Genomic DNA, 15,167 nt, shown 5'->3' on the forward strand with positions numbered 1-15,167 from the left:
CGGGCCCGATGACAGGCTCCGTGACGAAGCAATCCGTCCTCCGCTTGTGGCGCAATGGATTGCTTCGCTTCGCTCGCAATGACGGAGAATCGTTGCTGGATTGGCCCGATCCAAATCGGTCAGCTCGTCCGTGGTGCTAGAGCATGATCCGGAAAAGTGTGAAGCGGTTTTCCGAAAAGATCATGCTCAAACAACAACCTAAAGCGCGATGATGATTCATCCTCATCTCATCGCGCTTTAGTCGGCACGCACCCAAAGCGCTTCCAGTCCATTGAAGTTCAGCATCGTCCGGCGCTCCAAGGGGCGGTCGGTTCTCAGGCGCAGCTTCGGGAACCGCTCGAAAAGCATCGAAAGAGCGATCTGTGCCTCGGCCCGGGCCAATGGCGCGCCGAGACAGAAATGAGCGCCCCCGCCAAACGAGTTGTGACGCTTGTCTGGCCGTTCGATGTCAAACTGCTTTGGATCGGGATGCGCCTCCGGGTCATGATTCGCTGCATAGAGCATGGCTGTGATCGTCTGCCCCGCGGCGACTGGGCACCCGCCGATCTGCATCGCCTCGGTTGCGATCCGACCGCCCTGCATCACCGGCGAGTCATAGCGTAACACTTCCTCGACGGCGTTACGGACCAGGTTCGGCTCAGCAAGCAGTTTGCTGAGTTCACTGGGATGCTGTAGCAGCGCCAGCACGGCGTTACCGATAAGATCGGTCGTCGTCACGTTGCCCGCAATGAGCAAAGCATTGCAAACGTCAATGATCTCCGCTTCGTCGAGTTGCTCGCCGTCCTCTTCGGCGTCGATCAGGCTGCTGATCAGATCGGCCCGGCGTTCCTTACGACGTTTTTGGATCACCTCGGTGAAATAGCCGGCGAGAGCGGCGTCACAGGATGCCAGGACGGCCTCCTGCTCTGGCGTTCGTCGCGGGTTGAACATCTGTATTTTGCCCTCAGACCACTGCTTGAAGTCGTGGCAGCGAGCAGTATCGACGCCCAACATCAGCGCGATGGCTATCGTCGGCAACGGTCGAGCATAAGCGTCCATGATATCGAAGCAGGATGGATCGTCGATATCGTCCAACAAGCCGCATGCGACCTCAGTGATACGCGGGCGCATGGCATCGACCGCCACCTGGTTGAATGCTTTGACGACCAGGTTACGGAGGCGCTTATGGTCCGGGTCGTCCATATGCAGTATGAGCGGCCGAAATGTCTCATCCACTTTCAGTCGTACCCGGGAGAACGAACCCGGGCGGGATTTCCGTGGATCAGAGGCCAGGTGGCGATTGTTCATAACGGCTTCGACATCGGCTGCACGGGTCAGCACCACCCGATCGAACATCCGATCCTGGTGCACCGGCTCCTGCGACCTCAGCATGTCAAGATATTCGTCCGGCCGCTGACGAAAGACGGGATCAAAGTGGGTCAGGGCCATTCCCGTTGGCACAGCAGTCTCATCCTTACTCATGGGTCTCGTCCTTTCGCTAGGGTTTAGTTTCGATCGGCTTGGAACGAGCGAAGCCTCCGCATCGATGGCATGCCGATCCTAGGCAACTGGACCTCGGGTATCGTGAGGCGATCGCGCCCAATCGTCCGTACTATCGCGCACAGTCTCGCGCCTTACGACGGCGGCGCTGGCGCAATCTCGGAGGCGTGATTTGGCATGACGCAGAGGTGAGAAGGACCTGTCCGGGTCCGCGCTAGGCTGACCTGCTCGTGGCTTTGGAACAGGCTGCTGCGAACCAAACGATTAGGCTTGCAAGATCGCTGGCCCGTGGAGTCGATGGTGCATCCGAACGACGATTTTCTCAGCGCTCCAGAATTGGACTATGACGGCTTCCGAGCTGCACTGAGTGACGATTGGGGGTGGTTTAGCCCCGCTCACGAACCCAACATCTTCGCCGGCAAGGTACGCACGCGGCGCGTCTTCGGATTCGTTGCAACGGATCTCACCTGCAACGCCACCCGCGTTGAGCGGACGGAACTCGATATTCGCCGTGATGACATGGAGTACTATTACGTCACAGTTCAGGATACGGGCGAATCGACAATCATTCACAACGACCGGGTCGTAAATGTCGCCGCTGGCGATGTCGTCCTGCTCGATTCCACAAGACCTGTGACATTCGTCCCGGCGCCCCAGCACCGGCGCGCGCAATGGCTTAGTTTGCAATTGCCGCGCCAGAACCTGGCGTCGTATCTCGGCTTCGAGCCGCAAGGTGGCATGTGCGGCCGCCGGCAGGCGCAAGCGGCCCGTCTGCTCTGTCAACTCGCTCTTGACCCGGTCAGCGATGCGGAACCGGCGCTCGCGTCGGCTGATAAATTCATGCGCCTGGTGGTCTATGATCTCCTCGGCGCACTGTTTGCACCTCCCGCCTCGCCTAGCTCACGCCACAACGACAAGCTGTTCGCGCGCGTGCGCGACATCATCAAGGAGCGCTTTGCCGATCCGGACATCTCGCCGAGGGAGGTGGCTGCCGAGACAGGAATTTCGCTGCGCTATTTGCAGAAGCTGTTCACTGTCCGCGGGTCGACATGCAGTCACTACATATCTTCGCTCCGTCTGGATCATGCGGCGCATTTGATCGAACGCCGCGCGTCAATGAAGACAGGTCAGCCTCTCAGCGATATTGCCTACGCCTGCGGCTTTCGCGACTACACGCATTTCGCGCGCGGATTCCGCCAGCGTTTCGGCACCGCGCCGGGTGCTGTCGGCACAGGCAATACCGGTAATGACAACGCATGAGTCCGCGCCGACTTTGGGCAAAGTCGACTCGTTGCGCTGCTCGCCAACAATGACTCGGTCCCGCTTTACACCCGAGAGCGGGCGTCCACCCTACGCGGCTCACGGTCCCTTGATCATGAAGGCCAGCCAAACGCCCGCGGCTACACATGCAATGCCGGCAGCACGCGCGATCCATCGTCCGACCGGCGTCACTTTCTCCAAAAGGACGAGCAGCGCCAGGAGCGCGATCCAAAGCACGTTCATCACGCCGCCTACGAACAAAAGCGCCATCAAGACCCAGCAGCAGCCGACGCAATAGCCTCCGTGCCGAAGCCCCAGCAGCAGGCAGCCTCGCGGGTCGTTGCGAAAGCCGCCGTGGCGCATCAGGAACAGAAACGGCGACTGGCATTGGGCGAGACAAACGTCCTTGAGCGGTGTCCATTGATAGACTCCCGCCGCGATCAGCACGACGGCGCCGATCAGGTTGCTGTCGATCACCATCCGGGAATCCAGCAGGGCTGCCCGCTCGACCATCCATTGGAGGAAGGTTGCCGCCAGCGAAAAGCCGCTCCAGGCGAGGAGATAGCCGGCCGCAAACCAGCCGGTCGCAGCGAACGGCTTGCCCTGCGCTTTCCCCTGTCGACCCACGCGGGCGTACATGAGGATCATCGGCGCTGCCGAGGGCGCCATCATCCCGACCATCATTACCGCCCACATCAGGAACACATACGCGAACTCGATCGCTCGCCATGGCTCGTTGGCCGGCAGCATGATTCCGATTCCGGCCGGGATCATCCGGAATCCGGTCATGTCCATGCCGCCCATGTCCATGTCGTTGGCGAGCCAGAGCACATAGCCCCATGCCAGCGCCGCAATGATCCCGATCGCGCCGCCGACGATCCAGCGATCGCGCCGCAGCACGGCTTCCAGGGTGCTGCCGGTCATTTGCGATTGACGTTGCCGACCTTGTCGCAGGGCCGGATCAGGAACTGCATCACGCCTGGTTCGACCAGTTGATCGGCGCATAAAGGCCGTTCTTGCCGGAATTGTCCCAGCGCATGCCATGATCGCTGAACGTGTTGCCGGAGGCGCCAACCGCCAGCACCATCCCGTCGGGGCTGACCGGATGGCCGATGTTCGCCCACATTTCCCCGCTCGGATGCATGGTCGGCAACGGATCGACCGACATGTGCAGAATGCCCGGGATTTCTGCGGACCGCGTCTTGCCGTCGATCCGGAATGTGATCGGGACCTTCTTCACGCCCAGGTTCTTGCTGATCAGCGGTGTGAACGCAGCCATCGGACCACCGGCGACGCCGGTGAAGATCGCAGCCAGGGCCTCGGTCTGCTCATCATCGGCGCGCTGATCGATATAGGCGGCCACCGACCAATCTCCGTCTGCCATGACCCCAGGTGCGTGAAGGACAATCAGAACATTGAGTCCATCGAGCGCGATGTCGCCATAGCGGCCACTCTCGACGTGGAAGATCAGCGGTACGTTGCAAAAGCCCTCGGTCGGTCGCGAGGTCAACGGTGCTGCCGCTGACACAAGGCACGGACACACGATGCTGCAACTGCAATTCTCGAAATAGTCACCGGAAAGGTGCCATTGGACGTCCGCCATCGCTCTCTCCCGCTAGGCCGAACCCGACAAATTGCTTCCGAATGATCTACGTGTAGTTGAAAATTACGCTCCGCGGGGAAGAACCGCAAGCCGATTCCACTGCGGGGACCCTTGACCTGCTCCGATATATAGCGCGGAGGCGCTGAAGTGAGGATTGTAGGATGGGTAGAGCGAAGCGAAACCCATCAGCTTCGCGCCAAGCCGCCCGAATGATGGATTTCGCTTCGCTCTACCCATCCTACGCGGCTCCGCCCCTACAACCCCTTGATCATGCCGGCGTCGATCAGGAGGCGATTGAAGCGGCGCGCTTCGGCGCCGTCCTTGCAAGCGTAGAACAGGCCGTTGCAGCGGAGCATGATTTGCTTCTGCTCCTCGAACGAGGGATCGAGCGGAATGCCGGCGGCTTCCTGGATCACCAGGGGCAGATAGGCCGCATCGATCGTGTCCATCACGGCCGGCGACTTCACCGGCTCGAAATTGATGGCGTCGATTGCGTAATAGGTCGCGAAATAGCGCGGATCGTACTTCTCGAGCTTCTTGCCGATGCCGGCCGCATCCAGGCTGGGGTCTAGAAGATGCGGCGCGAATTCCGGCTGGTGATCGCCGTAGCGCACGATCAGGAATGGCCGTGCTGGAAACTTCTTCTTCAATCCCGCGACGAAGGCGGCGTAGTCGCCGGCGCTCATCGCCTGCCGGCGTACATATTCGTCGATGACGGGCGCGTTGCCGAGCGGGCGCCACGACGGCGTCAGGTCCGGGCGCAAGCGCGTCTGCCATGGAAAATGGTTAGCAGCGAGATAGACGAAGGTGAACAGCGGCGCGCCGGGCGGCTGCTCCGTCATCAGCCGCAGCGCCTTGTCATAGAAGAAGCGGTCGGGCTCGATGTCCTTGGCGCCGAGATCGCGCGCGTCGTAGAAGCTCTGGATGCCGGTCGTGGCCTGGAAGCTGCGCGCGCTCATGAAGGCGCCGAACGCCGGATAGAGTGAAAGCGTGTTGTAGCCGCAGCGGCGAAGCGCAAGCGGCAGCCCGCGCTCGACGCGGCCGGAGGCGATGCGGGTGACAAAATAGGCGAAACGGCCGAAGGAGCGCGAGGAGAGCCCGGCGAGCACGTTGTATTCGGTGAACCAGCTCGGTCCGCCATTGCTCTCGGCCAGGAATTTTCGCTCGACGCCATCATAGGACTTGAACTGCGCGCCGTAGCCCGGCGGCACCTTGATGCCTTCGGCCGCGCGGATATCGAAGCTCGATTCATCGTGGATCAGGATGATGTTCGGCCTGCGGCCGGTCGGATGGCAGGCATCGACCAGCGGGACTTTGAGGCGCTCGCTCGCGACCGCATCCGACTCCATGAGGCCATAGTTGATGAAATCAGAAACCGCCGTGACGGAGGAGCGGGCGAATTTCGAGAGATAACCGTCATCGTAATAGCTGCGCCAATCCTCGTCCGGCCAGATGACGGCGTAACCGGCCAGTGCGGCGAGGCACGCCAGCATGCAGGCCAGCGCCGGCAGGCGGCGGACACGGAACGGATCGAGCCACCACAGCGCGTACATCAAGGGCAGCGTGACGAGACCCGCGCCGAGCAGCGACCAGCGCAGGTTCGGGAAGATCGTCAGCAGGAAGGACGCGGTGTCGTGGTCGACCACCATCAGGTCGACGAAGTTCGCGGTCATCTGCACGACCTCGTGCTTGAACCGCGAGAGCAGCACCAAGGTCACCACCAGCGTCAGCGACAGCGCACCCGATAGCGCCGGCCGCCGCAGCAGCGCGATGAAGAAGAAGTTCAGCGTGCCCCACGACAAGAGAAAGCAGAGGCGCGCGCCGAAATCGGTCTCGGTCTGCACCATGATCGCGAGCGCCGCCATCTGCGGCGCGGTGACCGCGAGCAGGCGCCAGATGCCGATCGCGGCCAGACCGCCCGCGATCGCAGCAGCAATCGAAGAACCTTGATTCGGCGCGGGCGCCATGGGTGACCGACGCAACGTTCCCCGGCGCGGTAGTTCGCCTTGGCTGGAGGTGACCAGGAGGCGGACGACGCAGCCGGACCCCGCGTCGCGTCATAAAACCGTAATGCAACTGTCATGAATGCGCAATGAATTTGCGGCCGCTGGCGTCACGCGCGGCAAATCGAGGACGCCGTGCCGCTCAGCGCTTCGCAATCCCGTCGATGAAGAGGACGATGATCGCTTCCGCGGTACGGTCGGCATCGTCGCCTGCGAAACCTTAGCGCGGCGCGCCGTCGAAGCCGGATAGCCTGGAGCATATTGGCGTCCGATGGGATCAGAACGGAATATGCTCCAGCTGGTCGCTCGGTATCATTTCTTTCGCAGAATTTTATCCATCGCTTTTCCCTGCGCCAGCTCGTCGATCAGTTTGTCCAAGTAGCGGATTTCTCGCATGGTCGGTTCTTCGATATCCTCCACTCGGACACCGCAAACCACGCCTTTGATCAGGGCCCGCGAAGGATTGATCTTGGGGGCCTTTGCAAAGAAGGTTTCAAAGTCAGTCTGTTTTTCCAGCTCAGCGTCCAGCGCCTTCTGACCATAGCCCGTCAGCCAAGAGATAACCTGATCGACCTCTGCTTTTGTGCGTCCCTTTTTCTCTGCTTTCGCAACGTAAAGTGGATAGACCTTCGCGAAGCTCGTTGTGTAGATTCGATGCTTTGCCATGAATACTCCAGCTTTTCCGCAATCAAGCACATAAGGTTTGAGACAAGCTGACGGTGCCCGAGAACAGGATATCGTATACCTTCGAGGCAATCCGCTCCTGCGCAAGTAGCCGCACCGGGGAGCGACCATACGTCCCGGCTGTCGACCTTGTCCGGATGATCCATCTGCTGGATCATGCGTGAATCTTGCATACACGAAAACGGCTTGCTGCCGCCTCCACTCCGGCTGATCCAGCCGGAATAGAGCCAAGAAGAAAAAGGCGCCGCCGACGAGAGGACGTGACCCACCATCGGGAGGAGGTTGACTTGAGGCTGAAATCAATCGGTTACGTCTTGTTTGCGCTGCTGGCAGGCCTGTCTGTCCTGGCCGGCCAGGCCCGGGCCGACGCGTGGCCCCAGAAGCCGATCACCTTCATCGTGCCATTCGCGGCCGGGGGCGGCACCGACGCCTTTGCCCGCCCGCTCGCAGCCCAACTTGACACCCAGTTGGGCAAGCGCGTGCTGATCGAAAACCGCGCGGGCGCAGGCGGCACGGTGGGCGCTTCGGCGGCCGCCAAGGCCGCGCCGGACGGCTACACTTTCTTCATGGGCGCGGCGCATCACGCCATTGCGCCATCGCTCTATCCTAATCTCGACTACGACATCGAGAAGGATTTTGTCGCGGTGGCCTTGATCGCGCGGCCGCCGCAGGTGGTGGTCGTCAATCCCGACAAGGTCGCAGCCAAGACACTTGCCGAGTTCATCACCTACGCGCGTGCCAACCCGGGTAAGTTGAATTACGGCTCGGCCGGCGCTGGCACCACGCATCACCTCGCGGGCGAGCTGTTCAAGATCCTGACCAAGACAAACATCCAGCACGTCCCCTATCGCGGGGCCGGGCCCGCAATGCAGGATCTCATCGCCGGCCACGTGCCGGTCGTGTTCGATGGACTCGGCTCGTCGGCCGCGCCGATCAGGGCCGGGCAGTTGCGGGCTCTTGCGGTGGCCGCGCCAAAGCGGGTGGCGGCGTTCCCCGATCTTCCGACGGCCAAAGAAGCAGGCCTGGCCAATTATGAAGTGTCGACCTGGTACGGCCTGTTCGCGCCGAAGAACACGCCGCCGGAGATCGTCAAGCAGATGGTCAAGGAGCTGCAGAAAGCCATGCAGACGGCCTCAATCAAGGAGGCCTGGGAGCGCAACGGTTCCGACGTACCCGACGTCACCGGCTCTGCGTTCGCGACCATGGTCTCCGCAGAAGTCGTGCGCTGGCGCAAGGTCGTGAACGAGGCCGGAGTTAAACTGGATTAGCCTGCGTGAAACTGGCCAAGTTCACTCCTGCCCGACCAGATGAAATTTGCGGCCGAGCTGGTGATGCACGGTGATGACGGCGCGGTCGACGTCGCTGATCAGGCTGTCGCCGAGGACGACGTTCGGGATTTCCCAGTTGCGGCCCGCATTGGCGTGCGGCCGGGCCGAGACGGCGACGACTTGCGCCGTCTCGCATCCGGGCTGGCTGCGCAGCGCCTCATTCGCGAGCTGGGTGAGGTCCGCATTGCTTTTTCCGATCGTCGCCATCGCTACTCCCGAAAGGTCGATTGTGTGGTGTGCAACAGGCCTGCGGCGCGTTTTGGGCAGCTCAGGTGCGTCGTCACCGCTTTTGGCGGGGGTGATCCGACGATCTTGAGTTGAATGGGTTACGTCTCGCTAACCTTTTCGATGAGCGCGGCCCGGGTTCGGGTTCCAACTTAACGCGGGCGTAAGACCGCGCTTGCCATTTTCCGGACCAATCCGAGAAACCTGCAACAAGAACAATGCCAATGATGGTGCAACAGCCGGCTCACTCGATCATCGCCGAACTCGAGGAAGCCGTGAGAGACGGCTCGTCGGCGAAGCGGATCAAGACCCTTCGGCGGGTGACAGACCTCTTCCTGAACGACGGCGAACGCTTGAGCGACGAACAGGTCAATGTGTTCGACGACGTCCTGTGCCTGCTGATCACGCGCGTCGAGAACCGGGCCAAAGCCGAGCTCAGCAAGCGCCTCGCGCCGCTGGACTACGCGCCGTTCGAGGTGATCCAGCGCCTGGCAAAGGACGACAAGATCGAGGTCGCCGGCGAAGTGCTGGCGCATTCGAGCCGCGTCTCCACGGAAACCCTGGTCGAGGTTGCCAGCACCAAGGGACAGGATCACCTGCTTGCGATCTCCGGCCGCGCCAGCCTGCCCGAGGAGGTCACCGACGTGATCGTCGACCGCGGCGAGGTGCGGGCGATCCGCCGGCTCGCCAACAATGCCGGCGCGCGCTTTTCGGAGGCCGGCTATTCCGGCATCGTCGCGCGCGCGGAAAGCGACGACGAACTGGTCGAGATCCTGGGGCTACGCATCGATCTTCCGATCAAGTTCCTGCGCGAGCTGCTGCACCGCGCCAAGGACGCCGTGCGCGCCCGCCTGCTCTCGGTTGCGCCGCCGGCGCTGCAGGAGGAGATCCAGCAGGTGCTCGACGAGATCGCGCGCGAGGAGCCTGCGGCACGACGCAGCTTTGGCATTGCCGAACAACTGGTCAAGCTGATGAAGGAGCTGAACGAGCTGGACGATGCGGCAGTGTTCAAGTTCGCCGAAGCGGGCAAGTTCGACGAGGTGATCGTTGCGATCGCCCTGCTCAATGACGTCGCGCCCGAGATGATCGCGCGGGTGATGGAGGGGCACCGCTCCGACCTGATCCTGATTCCCTGCCGCGCTGCCCGGCTGAACTGGCCGACGGTGGAGACGATCCTGCGCAACCGGCCAGCGGCGCAACCGATCTCCGCGCAAACCATGGAGCAGGCGCAGCGGGATTTCCGCCGCCTGTCGATCGAGACCGCCCAGCGCACTGTGCGCTTCTGGCAGCTCCACAATCGTATCGAGAAGCCGGCGGAGGGGCGACCGGCAGCGAATTGACTCCCGTCGTCCGTAGGGTGCGCAAGCGCAGCGTGCCCACCAACACGAGCGGAGTACGGAAGGTGGGCACGGCGCAAAAGCGCCTTTGCCCACCTTACTTCTTCTTAGTTCTTCGTCTTGTCGACGAGGGCGCCCTTCTTGATCCAGGGCATCATGTCGCGCAGCTTGGCGCCGACTTCCTCGATCGGGTGCTGGGCGAGCTTGGCGCGGGTGGCCTTGAACGAGGTCTGGTTGACCTTGTTCTCCAGCATCCAGTCGCGGGCGAACTTGCCGCCCTGGATGTCGGCGAGGACGCGCTTCATCTCGGCCTTGGTCTCCGCGGTCACGATGCGCGGGCCGGTGACGTATTCGCCATATTCGGCAGTGTTGGAGATCGAGTAGTTCATGTTGGCGATGCCGCCTTCATAGATCAGGTCGACGATCAGCTTCACTTCGTGCAGGCACTCGAAATAGGCCATCTCCGGCGCATAGCCGGCTTCGACCAGCGTCTCATAGCCGCCCTTGATCAACTCGACCAGGCCGCCGCAGAGCACCACCTGCTCGCCGAACAGGTCGGTCTCGCATTCTTCCTTGAAGGTGGTCTCGATGATGCCGGCACGGCCGCCGCCGATCGCGGATGCGTAGCTCAGGCCGAGATCATGCGCATTGCCGGAGACATCCTTGGCGATCGCGATCAGGCAGGGCACGCCGCCGCCACGCTGATATTCGGAGCGCACGGTGTGGCCGGGGCCCTTCGGGGCGATCATCAGGACGTCGAGATCGGGACGCGGGTCGAGCAGGTTGAAGTGGACGTTGAGGCCGTGTGCGAACACCAGCGCTGCGCCCTTCTTCATGTTGTCGTGCAGGTGCTCGCGATAGATGTCGCCCTGCAATTCGTCAGGGGTGAGCATCATCACGAGGTCGGCCCATTTCGCGGCATCAGCCACGCTCAGCACCTTGAAGCCGGCGGCCTCCGCCTTCTTGGCCGAGGCCGAGCCCGGGCGCAGCGCGATCGACACTTCCTTGACGCCGGAATCCTTCAGGTTGAGCGCATGGGCGTGGCCCTGGCTGCCATAGCCGACGATGGCGACCTTCTTGCCCTTGATCAGGTTCAGGTCGGCATCGCGATCGTAATAAACTCGCATCGTAGTTTCCTCTTGAGGGGGCCGGACATCGGCCGATGGATCGGGCTTTCAGGTGGATCAAGACCGCCGGGCGCCCGCGAATTTCCGGCGTTGTCTAGAACGAAATGGCGCTTCTTTGAAGCGTCATTTCGTTCTAGCTCTTTGTTGGGCATGATCTTTTCGGAAAACCGGTTTCCACTTTTCCGGATCATGCCCTAAAGCTTTTCCCCGTCAGGGGAAACCCCGTTCTCGCATGGCGCGGTGCGGCATCATGCGTCCATGAAGACCGGGTAGAGTGAGGCGAGCAACAGGATCGCCATCACGATATTGAAAGCACGCACCGCCAGACGCGAAGTCAGGACCGGCCGCAGCGCGGTGCCGAACAGTGCCCAGGCGATGCAGGACAAGGTCCCGAGGATCAGGCTCAAGCCGACCTGGATCGCGATATTCCAGGGGAATGCGGCAATCGCCGCATAGGCGGTGATGGTGCCGATCACCATCACCCAGCCCTTGGCGTTGACCCATTGGAACATGGCCGCGCCCCAGAACGTCATCGGGCGGCCGCTTCCGTCGCCGGATTCCGGCGAGGATGGCTCGGCCATCGCGATCGCGGCGGCAAGATAGACCAGGTAGGCGACGCCGATATATTTGAGGATGGTCTGCAACACGGGATAGGCGATGAAGACGGTGCCGAGGCCAAGGCCGACGGCGCCGACCATGAACGCAAATCCGACCGTGATGCCCGCCATATGCGGCACCGTGCGGCGGAAGCCGTAAGTCAGCCCGGAGGACAGCAGCATGATGTTGTTCGGCCCCGGCGTGAAGAACATCACCACGGCGAACATCACGAAGGCGATCAGAACCGACTGGGACATGGCACCACTCATGCGATCTTCGCTCGGGGTTGCGGACGCTTCGAAAACAGCATGATGGCGATGCCGCCGACCACCGCGGCCATGCCCGCAAGCCGCAGCGGCCCGAACCTCTCGCCGAACGCGATGCTGGAGGCGGCGGAGCCGACGAACGGCACCAGGAGCGCGAACGGCACCACCTGCGCCGCCGGATAGTCGCGCAGCAGCCGGCCCCACAACCAATAGGCGATGCTGGTCGAGACGCCGCCGATGAACAGCATGCAGACGATGCCGGTCATCGACATCTGCGACAGCGCCTGCCAGGTCGGCTTCGGGCCGAGGGTGACCAGCGACAGCGCGAACAGGGGAACAGCGGCGCAGAGGCACAGCCATGCGAACAGATCGTACATGCGCGCACCCTGCGCGGGCCGCAGCAGGAGATTGCCGACCGCGAAACAGATCGGCGAGATCATCAGGATCGCGAATGCGCCGGCACTGAAATCATGGCCGACGGTGCCGGAGATCATCAAGAGGCCGATCGCGGCAATGCCGATGCCGACTAGCTGCATCCGGCTCGGCCATTCACTGAAAATGATGGCGGCGAACGCGATGGTGAACAGGGCCTGGCTCTGCACGATCACGCTGGTGAGCCCGACCGGCATGCCATGCGCAATGGCGATCGATTGCGCCAGCAACTGGCCGAGGAACAGGTTCAGGCTGATCGCGATCAGAAGCGGCCAGGACACTTTCGGCTTGCGCAGGAACAGGCACGGCAGCGCCGCGATCCCAAAGCGCAGCGCCGTCATCAATTCCGGCGGCAATTCGTCAAGCGCGAGCCGGCTCGCGACAAAGGCAAGCCCCCAGATCACCGCGACCATGACGGCGATGCAGACGTCGGCCGGTTTCATTGGCTCGTCTTTTCCAGCTCGTTGATTCTAGCTCTTCTGTTCCGGCTTCGGCTTGCGCAGGAGGTAAGTGCCGTGCAGCGGCGCGTGGTAGTCGGCGGAGACCAAAGTGAAGCCGGCCTCGGTCAGCATGCGTTCCATGACCCAACCGAAGGTCGAATATTCGTCGCGCATATGCGTCACCACGCCGTCGCGCTCGAAATCGTGGTTCTTGATGGAAAAATCAGCCCAGCCCTCGACGTCGCGCTCGACGCCGTCGGGCATGCTGACGAACACGATGTCGCGCAGATAGAACTCGCAGCCCGGCTTCAGCGCGTTGAAGATCCGCGACATCGCCACCGCTTTCCAGAAATCCGGCAAATGATGCAGCGTGAATTCGCTGACGATCAGGTCATAGGAATTCGGCTGATAGGCGAAGCTCAGAAGCCCCGCCGGCTGGGTGCGGATGCGCGCCCTGCGGTCACGTGCATAGATGTTGGCAAGCGTCAGCATCGCCGGCGAGATGTCGATCGCATCGACGTCGGCACCCATCAGCGCCGCTTCGCAGGCGAGCACGCCGTTGCCGCAACCGATATCGGCGACGCGCCAGCCCGGCTCGACGCCAAGCATCTTGAGCGTCTGGCGGGCGCGAAGGTCGGCGTCGTCATGGCGGCCATAGATCGAGGCGACCGCGGTGTCGATGCCGACCCGGCGTCTTTGCGTGTAATACCAGTCGCGTGCCAACATGGTTCACATCCCTTCCGGCCCGCGTCCGATCGCGGCAACGCCCGTACGTGACACCTCGACCAGGCCGAGCGGGCGCATCAGGTCGATGAACTGATTGATCTTGGCGGTATTGCCTGTGATCTCGAACACAAAACTCTCGGTAGTGGCATCAATTACCCGTGCCCTGAACGCGTCCGCCAGCCGCAGCGCTTCGACACGATGGTCGCCAGTGCCGCGCACCTTCACCATCGCCAGCTCCCGCTCGATCGAGCGTCCCGTCAGCGTCATGTCGACGACGCGGTAGACCGGGATCATGCGGTCGAGCTGATGCTTGATCTGCTCGATCACCATCGGCGTGCCCGTGGTCACGATGGTGATGCGCGAGAGATGTTTCTGGCTCTCGGTCTCCGAGACGGTGAGGCTTTCGATGTTGTAACCGCGGCCGGAGAACAACCCGATCACGCGCGCAAGCACGCCCGGCTCGTTCTGCACGAGCACCGAGAGCGTGTGGGTCTCGTTCGGGTCATGACGCTCTTCGAGGAAGTAAGCGGATGCGGGCTGGTTCATGGTCGTCCCCTCAAGAATTGCTCTGTCACGCCATCGCGCGTTCGGCGATGGCGTCCGTCCCGACCCACTGGCGGAACAGGTCAAAATCGATATTGCCGCCGCTCAAGACCAGGCCGACGCGCTTGCCTTGCAGCCTGTCCCGCTCCTGCAGCGCGGCCGCGAGCGCGGCGGCGCCGGCGCCTTCGGCGAGGTTGTGCGTATCGGTCCAGTAGGTGCGGATGGCGGAGCCGACCTCGTCGTCGGTCACCTGCACGATGCGGGAGGCGCCCTTGCGAATCATCGCGAGCGCATCGGCGTCGGGAATGCGGGTCGCCATGCCATCGGCGTGGGTATTGGCGGTCTCAGTGGTGACGACGGCGCCGGCCGCGAATGACAGGGCATAGGACGGCGCCTCGGTCGACTGCACGCCGACGATCTCGGTCTTCAGGCCGAGGAGATCGCGGACGCGGATGCAGCCGCAGATGCCGGAGCCCTGCCCGATCGGCACATAGAGCAAGTCGAGATCGGGTGCGGCCTTGAACAGCTCGAACGCATAGGTCGCAACGCCCAGCACCAGATCGGGATGGAACGACGGCACCATGTGCAGGCCAGCACTTTCGGCGCGCCGCACCGCCTCCTCGCGCGCCGCCTGAAAATCCTGGCCATGCTCGACCAGCTCGGCGCCGAACGCGCGCATGGCGCGGTTCTTCTCCACCGAGTTGCCATGCGGCACATAGATCGTCGCCGGCAACCCATGACGGCGCGCGGCGAAGGCGAGGCTCTGGCCGTGATTGCCGCGCGTCGCCGAGATGATCCCGGGCGTATCAGGCTGCTCGCGCTTCAGGCGATCGAGATAGACGAGCCCGCCGCGCACCTTGAAGGCGCCGGTCGGCGTGTGGTTCTCATGCTTGACCAAAACATCCGCACCCAGCCGCTCGGCGAGCAGCGGCCAGGCATGTGCCGGTGTCGGCGGCACCGCGGTGCCGACAATCGCCTGCGCGCGCTCGAGCTGTCCAAGATCGAACATCAATCCATCTCACAAGTAACCCCCTCTCCCCGCCCTTCGCGGGGAGAGGGTTGGGGTGAGGGAAGACGGTGAGAGTTGGACTCTCGGAGAGTCCCCCTCACCCGGCGC

At 62.6% G+C, this 15,167-nt stretch carries 15 protein-coding genes; 3 read left to right on the forward strand and 12 right to left on the reverse strand.

Features of this window, described 5'->3' with window-relative positions; all coding sequences use genetic code 11:
- Positions 1-237: 237 nt before the first annotated feature.
- Positions 238-1,461, reverse strand: a complete 1,224-nt coding sequence (locus tag K288_RS0102300) for a cytochrome P450 (protein ID WP_027578120.1) — start codon at positions 1,459-1,461, stop codon at positions 238-240.
- 318 nt (positions 1,462-1,779) lie between these two features.
- Here K288_RS0102300 and K288_RS49375 point away from each other — a divergent pair, with 318 nt between their 5' ends.
- Entirely contained in the window at positions 1,780-2,739 is a 960-nt protein-coding gene (locus K288_RS49375; protein ID WP_160168913.1) for a helix-turn-helix domain-containing protein, read from the forward strand.
- A 99-nt stretch (positions 2,740-2,838) separates the two neighbouring features.
- On the opposite strand, the gene K288_RS0102310 is transcribed toward K288_RS49375, so the two are convergent.
- From K288_RS0102310 to K288_RS0102330, 4 genes are all read right to left on the reverse strand, one after another.
- A complete protein-coding gene (locus K288_RS0102310; protein WP_027578122.1) occupies positions 2,839-3,663 on the reverse strand; it encodes a DUF2182 domain-containing protein in 825 nt (274 codons plus the stop codon).
- A 49-nt stretch (positions 3,664-3,712) separates the two neighbouring features.
- Positions 3,713-4,342 (reverse strand): DUF1326 domain-containing protein, encoded by a 630-nt coding sequence (locus K288_RS0102315; protein ID WP_027578123.1) that lies wholly within the window; start codon positions 4,340-4,342, stop codon positions 3,713-3,715.
- Positions 4,343-4,596: 254 nt separating this feature from the next.
- Positions 4,597-6,309: a sulfatase-like hydrolase/transferase gene (locus tag K288_RS0102320; protein ID WP_027578124.1), complete on the reverse strand. Its 1,713-nt coding sequence runs from the start codon at positions 6,307-6,309 to the stop codon at positions 4,597-4,599.
- Positions 6,310-6,657: 348 nt separating this feature from the next.
- A complete protein-coding gene (locus K288_RS0102330; RefSeq protein ID WP_027578125.1) occupies positions 6,658-7,011 on the reverse strand; it encodes a DUF2200 domain-containing protein in 354 nt (117 codons plus the stop codon).
- A 332-nt stretch (positions 7,012-7,343) separates the two neighbouring features.
- Here K288_RS0102330 and K288_RS0102335 point away from each other — a divergent pair, with 332 nt between their 5' ends.
- The gene (locus K288_RS0102335) at positions 7,344-8,297 is read left to right on the forward strand and encodes a tripartite tricarboxylate transporter substrate binding protein (RefSeq protein WP_244443037.1); all 954 of its coding nucleotides are present in this window, start codon (positions 7,344-7,346) and stop codon (positions 8,295-8,297) included.
- A 21-nt stretch (positions 8,298-8,318) separates the two neighbouring features.
- Here K288_RS0102335 and K288_RS0102340 read toward each other — a convergent pair whose 3' ends face one another.
- Positions 8,319-8,564, reverse strand: a complete 246-nt coding sequence (locus K288_RS0102340; protein WP_027578127.1) for a hypothetical protein — start codon at positions 8,562-8,564, stop codon at positions 8,319-8,321.
- A gap of 242 nt (positions 8,565-8,806) precedes the next feature.
- Here K288_RS0102340 and K288_RS0102345 point away from each other — a divergent pair, with 242 nt between their 5' ends.
- On the forward strand, positions 8,807-9,922 hold the full coding sequence (locus K288_RS0102345) for a DUF2336 domain-containing protein (RefSeq protein ID WP_244443038.1): 1,116 nt from the start codon (positions 8,807-8,809) through the stop codon (positions 9,920-9,922).
- A 104-nt stretch (positions 9,923-10,026) separates the two neighbouring features.
- On the opposite strand, the gene ilvC is transcribed toward K288_RS0102345, so the two are convergent.
- The 6 genes from ilvC to K288_RS0102375 form a co-directional block, all read right to left on the reverse strand.
- Positions 10,027-11,046, reverse strand: coding sequence for a ketol-acid reductoisomerase (gene ilvC, locus K288_RS0102350; RefSeq protein ID WP_027578129.1), 1,020 nt, complete (start codon positions 11,044-11,046; stop codon positions 10,027-10,029).
- 248 nt (positions 11,047-11,294) lie between these two features.
- Positions 11,295-11,900: a LysE family translocator gene (locus K288_RS0102355; RefSeq protein WP_027578130.1), complete on the reverse strand. Its 606-nt coding sequence runs from the start codon at positions 11,898-11,900 to the stop codon at positions 11,295-11,297.
- An 8-nt stretch (positions 11,901-11,908) separates the two neighbouring features.
- Positions 11,909-12,784: an EamA family transporter gene (locus tag K288_RS0102360; RefSeq protein ID WP_027578131.1), complete on the reverse strand. Its 876-nt coding sequence runs from the start codon at positions 12,782-12,784 to the stop codon at positions 11,909-11,911.
- Between the two features lie 27 nt (positions 12,785-12,811).
- On the reverse strand, positions 12,812-13,507 hold the full coding sequence (locus K288_RS0102365) for a class I SAM-dependent methyltransferase (protein ID WP_027578132.1): 696 nt from the start codon (positions 13,505-13,507) through the stop codon (positions 12,812-12,814).
- A gap of 3 nt (positions 13,508-13,510) precedes the next feature.
- Positions 13,511-14,053, reverse strand: a complete 543-nt coding sequence (ilvN, locus tag K288_RS0102370) for an acetolactate synthase small subunit (RefSeq protein ID WP_027578133.1) — start codon at positions 14,051-14,053, stop codon at positions 13,511-13,513.
- A gap of 25 nt (positions 14,054-14,078) precedes the next feature.
- Positions 14,079-15,059 carry a threonine dehydratase gene (locus K288_RS0102375; RefSeq protein WP_027578134.1) on the reverse strand — a complete coding sequence of 327 codons (981 nt, stop codon included), beginning with the start codon at positions 15,057-15,059 and terminating at the stop codon, positions 14,079-14,081.
- Positions 15,060-15,167: the final 108 nt, after the last annotated feature.

Origin of the sequence: Bradyrhizobium sp. Ai1a-2, from assembly GCF_000426245.1 — a bacterium.
Classification (GTDB): Bacteria; Pseudomonadota; Alphaproteobacteria; order Rhizobiales; family Xanthobacteraceae; genus Bradyrhizobium.